The following is a 6,840-nucleotide window of genomic DNA, read 5'->3' as shown; positions in this document are numbered from 1 at the left end:
GGGCCCCCCCCCCCCGCGCCCCCGTCCCCCCCCCACCATGCGGCGGCCGGGGAGTCCCCGCAACCCCGCACCCCCTGATGGGCTCGGCTCTACAGGGAGTGGTCCCGGCAATGCCGCAGGGACTGGATTTCCGGCTTCGCGGCTTACGCCGCTCCCACAAAAACCAAAAAAAAAGCGCGGATCACCTGATCCGCGCTTGAGACGACGAGGGAGAGGGTCCCGCCGGCTCTTTACTCAGTAGCGCAGGTTCTGCTGCCAGTAGGTTTCGATCTGGCGGACCAGCGGGTCCGGCAGCGGCACGTAGTCCAGCTGACGGGCCTGGGCGTCGCCGTTGGCGTAGATCCAGCGGAAGTATTCGACCGCGGCCTTGGCGCCTTCAGCGGTCTTCGGCTGCTTGCGCATCAGGATGAAGTTGGTGGCGGTGATCGGCCATGCCTGCTCACCCGGGGCGTTGGTCATCACCAGGTAGAAGTCACGTGCGTTCGCCCAGTCGGCGCTGGCGGCAGCGGCCGAGAAGGTCTCGTCGCGCGGCTGCACGAAGTTGCCGGCGGCATTCTTCATGCGCGAGAAGGTCAGACGGTTCTGCAGGGCGTAGGAGAACTCGACGTAGCCGATTGAGCCGCGGATCTGCTTGACGTAGGCAGCCACGCCCTCGTTGCCCTTGCCGCCGATGCCGACCGGCCACTGGACGCTGGTGCCTTCACCGACGGTGGTCTTCCAGTCGGCGTTGACCTTGGACAGGAAGTTGACGAAGTTGAAGGTGGTGCCCGAACCGTCGGAACGGTGCACGACGGTAATCTTGGTGTCTGGCAGGGTCAGGCCGGCATTGAGCGCGGCGATGGCCGGGTCATTCCACTTGCTGATCTTGCCCAGGAAGATGTTGGCCAGGGTCGGGCCATCCAACTTCATCGCACCGGCTTCCACGCCCGGCACGTTGAGCACCGGCACCACGCCGCCGATCACCGACGGGAACTGCACCAGGCCGGCTGCAGCCAGTTCTTCTGGCTTCAGCGGGGCATCGGACGAACCGAAGTCCACCGTGTTGGCCTTGATCTGGGCAATGCCGCCGCCCGAGCCGATCGATTGGTAGTTCACGCGCTTGCTGGTAGCGGTGTTGTAATCGGCCGACCACTTGGACATGACCGGGTAGATGAAGGACGCGCCAGCGCCGGTGACATCGGCAGCGTTGGCGGCGAACACGGACGACGCAGCGAGGATGGCAACGGCTGCGCGCGATTTGATGGCGTGGATCACAAGTGGCTCCTGGGAGGTGTGAATGTGCGGTGAGTTCCGCCCGGCGCCTATTTCATAACGATTTGATGACAGTGCAGCGTCTGTCACATGACGTTCAAATGACAATGCCTCATGTCATCAGAATGTTGCTTTTATCTCGCTGGGGAGCGGGTAAAAGCGACCCTTTGGCTGCAGCCTGAAACTGCGAATGGGGTGGTTTTCACGCGCTTCACTGCACGTGCCAGCGGCATCCTCGCGGTTGACGGTGCTGGCGTTGCGCTCGCGTACCGTCAGTGTGGCCCAGCCCTGCGCCGGGGCGGGGCCAAGCTCCAGCGTGCGCTTTGTTTCATGGAACTCGCCGGCACAGCGGGTGTCCCATTCGCCGCCGTTGCTGGATACGACAATCTGCTCGGTGACAGCCTCCAGGGTGGTGCCGTTGAATACCAGCAGCTGCAGCCGGGTTTCGCTGAAAGGGTTGGGCTGCGACGAGTTGCTGCGTGAGCTGCGCACGCCGAACGCGCGCACGCTCGGCGAGAGGTTATAGCGCGCGGTATCCAGGCCGACGCTGTCGACATGGATGGCATCGCTGCTCATCACTTCAGGCAGGCGCAGGCCCGCGCGTGGGCGCAGGCTGGCGCTGTCGACTACCAGTACGTCCAGGTCACCTTGCTGGACCTCGCCGCTGAATTCCTCCGGGCCCAGCATCGGCACCGCCATCAGGGTCAACGAGGTGTCGGCCGGCCAGACCCGACAAGCGCCGCGTTCGGCATCGATGGCCCAGCCAGGACGGTCGGGCAGGGCGTTGCTATCGCGTTGCTGGTAGGCCTGGGTGATGCGTGCAGCGCTGTCATCGCCGCAATCCTGGGCGAGGGCGGTGAAGGGCAGGGAAGGCAGCAGTACGAGCAGGCAGGTGCGCATGGATCCGTCCGGTTGGAGCGCTCCCCGAGTAGATTGTGGGAGCTGCGTAAGCTGCGAAGCTAACACCGCTTCAACAAGCGCAGCGGCGCCCACCGTTGTAGGCGCGGCGTAACCCGCGAAGCTGACGCAGCTTCAGATTGCGGCAACTGCTTGCGCGCAAACGTCGCTTGCTTCGCGGCTTACGCCGCTCCTACAAAATCACAATCGCTGCAACGACGAACGCCCCTTGCGGGGCGTTCGTGGTGTTGCTTGCAGCCAATGCTTACCAGAAGAACTGCAGGCGCGCTTCCAAGATGTCCGGCTTGTCGCTGACGAACTTCTTGCTCGACGAGGAGTACTTGTTGCTGTCGACCATCACATAGTTCAGCGAGGCCTTGAAGTTCGAACGCCAGTACCAGTTGGCACCAACGGTCCAGATGTCCATCTTGCCGCCGAGCACGCCGTCCACCAGCGGGGTGCCGCCGACCACGGCCGGGGCCTTCAGGCCGCCGTCGTTGAGATCGATGTGGTCGAAGCGTGCGCCCAGCTGCCACATGCCACGGCCCGGCTCGTCCGGCAGGCCCAGGCTCGGGGTGCCGCCCTTGTAGCCCCAGGTCTCACCGGTGACGTTCCACACGCCGCTGATGTAGTAACCGTCGGTGCTGTAGTTGCCGTGGTCGTAGCGCTTGGCCTTGGAGCTGTAGTACTCGCCCTGGGCTTTGAACGGGCCACGCACGTACATGGCTTCGGCACCGATGGTGCTCAGGCGGTCGGTGTCCTTCAGGTCGCCGCTGTCGACCAGGCGCACAGTGGCCAGATCGGCGTTCGGACGTGCGCGCAGGCGCAGCAGGTCGGCGTCGGTGTCGTAGTCGACGTAGCTCAGGCCCAGGTGCATGATGTTGCCCTTCTCGTTGATCGGGGCGAAGGTGCCGCGCACGCCGTAGCCGCTGCCGTGGGCCAGGTCACGGGTCAGCTCGCGGCCGAAGGCCGAAGCGGTGACCGACCAGTTGGCATCGCCGATGCCGTAGCCAACGCCGAGGCGGCGGGCAACTGCGTAGGTGTTGGTGACGGTGGCCTTGGAGATGAAGTCGTTGTTCTTGGTGCTGGACAGCTCTTCCAGGCTGTTCGGCTGCTTGTACTGGCCGGCCTGCAGGAAGTGGTTGCTGTTGCCGCCCAGCTTGTACTTGACGTTGGTGTCCAGGAATTTGTCGGCCTTGGCGTCATAACCGACCACCCATTCGATATTGCCCGGACCCTTGCCCTTCAGCACCAGCTCGGCGCGGCGCAGTTCGAACTCGCTGTCCTTGCCGTTCTTGCCGGTGTTGCCGTTCAAGTCGGCCTTGTCATTGCTGAACCAGTTGCCGTCAGCCTGGACCAGGCCTTCGAAGGTGATTTCGGAACCGCCAATAACGTCGATGGCGACTTCAGCGTGTGCAGCCGGCGCGAACAGTGCAGCAGCCACGGCCGCGGTGAGGAGTTGGCGATGCAGTTTCATTGGGTGGGTAGCCTTGCAGGCAGTTGGAGGTTGCTGCGAAGGCTAGGGCGTAAAGATTGCGTAAATGTGACAGTTCGGCGACCAGCTTTGGCCCCGTGACACAAGGGCCTGCGTATTTGGCCTATTGGCTGTTACGGGAAAGTGTCGTGCAGATGGCAGCCGCCGACGCTCAGGCAGCGTTGGCGGTCTTGTCCTTGAAGTGGCAGAGGTCGCGGATCACGCACTGCGGGCAATCGGGCTTGCGCGCCTTGCAGACATAGCGCCCGTGCAGGATCAGCCAGTGGTGCGCATCCTGCAGAAATTCTTCCGGAATGACCTTCATCAGGCCATCCTCGACCACCCGCACATCCTTGCCAGGAGCGAGCCCGGTGCGGTTGGAGACGCGGAAGATATGCGTGTCCACCGCCATCGTTGGTTGCCCAAACGCGGTATTGAGCACCACGTTTGCGGTCTTGCGGCCAACCCCGGGCAAGGCCTCCAGTGCGGCACGCTCAGCCGGCACATCGCCGCCGTACTTCTCCACCAGAATCGCGCAGGCGGCAATCACGTTCTTGGCCTTGGCGTTGAACAGGCCGATGGTGGCGATGTAGGGCTTCAGTCCTTCTTCGCCCAAGGCAAGAATGGCTTGGGCGGTATTGGCCACCGGGAACAGCTTGCGGGTGGCTTTGTTGACGCCAACGTCGGTGGCCTGCGCCGACAAGGTCACCGCCACCAGCAGCTCGAACGGAGAACTGTATTCCAGCTCGGTGGTCGGATGCGGGTTGAGCTCACGCAGGCGCGTGAACATCTCCAGTACTTCGGCGGCATTCATGCGTTTGCTGCCGCGAGCCGATGTGGTTTTCGGCGCTGCGGTTTTTTTTGCCGGAGCCTTTTTCACCGCGATCTTCTTGGCACCGATCTTTTTTGCGGCGGCTTCTTTTCTCGTCGTATTCTTCACTGCCACTGCCGTCATGTGCCTGGTTTCTCTGCGGCGCGCGCCTTGGCCCGGGCCAGGATTGCCGCAGCCGCAGAGGGCAGGGCAGGCTTGCTGTCTGCTACCGGCGGTGGCGCACGACGTGCCTGGCGCTCGGCATCGCGGCGTTCAAGTCGCGCGGCGCGGGCGCGATAGCGCTCACGCGCGGCCCAGGCTGTGCGCAGCTGTTGCTGGGTTTGCTGCAACTGCTGTGGCAGCTGCGGGTACGCGGGATCCAGCAGTTCGTCGCCGGGCTGCGGCAGGTAGTCCATCAGCCCTGCGCACAGCGCCGCATCCAGATCATCATCCAGTACGAATTGCAGCAGTTGGCGGGGTGTGGCGCTTGCGTTGGACATGGACAACTCAGCGATTCTTGAATTCCGGCTTGCGACGTTCCAGGAAGGCGCTGGTGCCTTCGCGCATGTCGTCGGTGGAGAACACCAGGCCGAACTGCGCGCTTTCGTATTCCAGTCCTTCCTCGATAGCGCACTCACCACCGACGTTGATCGCGTCGAGGATGCCGCGCAGGGCCAGCGGTGCCGCGTTGGCCAGCTGCTCGGCCAGCTTGGTGGTCTCTGCTTCCAGCTCGGCGGCCGGGACCACGCGGTTGATCAGGCCCAGCTGTTGAGCGCGCTCGGCGCTGATCGGCGCACCGAGCAGGCAGAGCTCCAGCGCGGCCGCACGGCCGGCAAGGCGCAACAGGCGCTGGGTGCCGCCGAAACCCGGTACCAAGCCCAGATTGATCTCCGGCTGGCCGACCTTGGCGCTGTCGGCGGCGATGCGCAGATGGCAGGCCATGGCCAGTTCCATGCCGCCGCCCAGTGCGAAACCGTTCACCATTGCGATGACCGGCTTGTTCAGGCGCTCGATACGGCGCATCAGTCGCTGCCCGACCAGCGAAAAGTCGCGCCCCTGAACCGGGGTCAGTGTGTTCATTTCGGAGATGTCCGCGCCGGCAACGAAGGCTTTGCTGCCGGCGCCAGTCAGGACTACCACTCTTACGTCCTCGGCCAATGCTGCCTCGGCAAAGGCTGCATCCAGCGTTTCCAAGGTCAGCCGGTTGAGGGCGTTGAGCTTTTCCGGGCGCTGCACGGTGATGGTGCGGACGCCTGCGTGGGTACTGGTCGAAACCGGTGACTCGGACATAAGGGTGAAAGCCTCAAAACGTTAAAAAAAAGTAATGAATGGAACTCTTTCAACCGGCGACGGTCATAGGTGAGCGTCGTCAGTGGCGGACAGCCTTTGCGACGGCTATCCTAACCCGTCGCCTCTAGCGGCATGTTTGCCCTGAGACACCATTCCTGGAGAACTGTTTGATGAAGTTGCGTTCTATTGCGGTCGCCGTGGCCGCCCTGGCCGTCACCGGCACCGCTTTCGCCCAGGACATCGCGTCCGAGAAGGGCAAGCTGAGCTATTACTTCGGCTATGACTACGGTAACAACCTGGCCGAACTCACCGGCCGTGGCGAGCAGCTGGACATCGCTTCGGTGGTGAAGGGCCTGCAGGATGCCTACGCCAAGAAGCAGCCGGCGATCACCGCCGATCAGCTGAAGCCGGCCGTTGAAGCCTTCCAGCGTCGCGAGCAGGGCCGTGCCCAGGCTGCCAAGGCCGAGTACGAAAAGGCCGCCGCTGAAAACAAGACCCGTAGCGACCAGTTCATTGCTGCCAACAAGGCCAAGGCCGGCGTGCAGACCCTGGCCAGCGGCGTGCAGTACCGCGTGATCGAAGCCGGCGCCGGCGCCAAGCCGACCCAGGCCAGCACTGTTGCACTGGAAGTTGCCGGTCCGTTCCCGTACGGCCAGCGTCCGACCGAAGCTCGCCCGGCACAGTCGATTCCGTCGATCAAGCTGAGCGAAGTGGAAATGGCTGCCATGCGCGAAACCCTGCTGCAGATGCCGTCTGGCGCCAAGTGGGAAGTGACCTTGCCGCCGGAGAAGGCCTACGGTGCCGACCCGCGTACGCCGTTCCCGCCGAACGTGGCTGTGCAGTTCGAGATCAAGCTGGTCAGCGTCAAGTAAGCGCAAACCAGTGATGCAGTACAAAGCGCCGGTGGCAACACCGGCGCTTTCTTTTTGTCCGAAATTCCCACCCGATGCCGGTAGTGCCGAGCCATGCTCGGCAGGGGCTTCACCAGCGACACCAGCAGGAGCGGCTTCATCAACAATCAGCCCAGTGCGGGCGCGCTACTGGCCAAGGCCGCAGTAGCCGACCATCGCAAGCTGGGTTGTTGCAGGCCAGGTAGCTATCAGTGCTGTGCAAAAAA

The 6,840-nt window shown here is 63.5% G+C and carries 7 protein-coding genes; 1 reads left to right on the top strand and 6 read right to left on the bottom strand.

Annotated elements, in window-relative coordinates; genetic code table 11:
- Positions 1 to 234 precede the first annotated feature (234 nt).
- The 6 genes from pstS to ACVOLZ_RS07530 all read right to left on the bottom strand — a co-directional run bounded on the left by pstS (position 235) and on the right by ACVOLZ_RS07530 (position 5,723).
- Positions 235 to 1,254, bottom strand: a complete 1,020-nt coding sequence (gene pstS, locus ACVOLZ_RS07555) for a phosphate ABC transporter substrate-binding protein PstS (protein ID WP_481508972.1) — start codon at positions 1,252 to 1,254, stop codon at positions 235 to 237.
- A gap of 117 nt (positions 1,255 to 1,371) precedes the next feature.
- On the bottom strand, positions 1,372 to 2,151 hold the full coding sequence (locus ACVOLZ_RS07550; RefSeq protein ID WP_481515638.1) for a PA3715 family protein: 780 nt from the start codon (positions 2,149 to 2,151) through the stop codon (positions 1,372 to 1,374).
- A 262-nt stretch (positions 2,152 to 2,413) separates the two neighbouring features.
- Complete coding sequence (locus ACVOLZ_RS07545; RefSeq protein ID WP_481515637.1) at positions 2,414 to 3,625, bottom strand: OprO/OprP family phosphate-selective porin; 1,212 nt, start codon at positions 3,623 to 3,625, stop codon at positions 2,414 to 2,416.
- Between the two features lie 169 nt (positions 3,626 to 3,794).
- The gene (nth, locus tag ACVOLZ_RS07540; protein WP_481515636.1) at positions 3,795 to 4,436 is read right to left on the bottom strand and encodes an endonuclease III; all 642 of its coding nucleotides are present in this window, start codon (positions 4,434 to 4,436) and stop codon (positions 3,795 to 3,797) included.
- Between the two features lie 137 nt (positions 4,437 to 4,573).
- A complete protein-coding gene (locus tag ACVOLZ_RS07535) occupies positions 4,574 to 4,933 on the bottom strand; it encodes a hypothetical protein (protein WP_481515635.1) in 360 nt (119 codons plus the stop codon).
- Positions 4,934 to 4,940: 7 nt separating this feature from the next.
- A complete protein-coding gene (locus ACVOLZ_RS07530) occupies positions 4,941 to 5,723 on the bottom strand; it encodes an enoyl-CoA hydratase/isomerase family protein (RefSeq protein ID WP_481515634.1) in 783 nt (260 codons plus the stop codon).
- A 170-nt stretch (positions 5,724 to 5,893) separates the two neighbouring features.
- On the opposite strand from ACVOLZ_RS07530, the gene ACVOLZ_RS07525 reads away from it, so the two are divergent.
- Positions 5,894 to 6,595 carry an FKBP-type peptidyl-prolyl cis-trans isomerase N-terminal domain-containing protein gene (locus tag ACVOLZ_RS07525; protein ID WP_481515633.1) on the top strand — a complete coding sequence of 234 codons (702 nt, stop codon included), beginning with the start codon at positions 5,894 to 5,896 and terminating at the stop codon, positions 6,593 to 6,595.
- The last annotated feature ends 245 nt before the right edge of the window (positions 6,596 to 6,840 follow it).

The sequence above is a fragment of the Stenotrophomonas sp. STEN020 genome (assembly GCF_056760195.1).
Note: the sequence above shows the minus strand (reverse complement) of the source record. Positions and strands in the feature narration are given on the sequence as shown.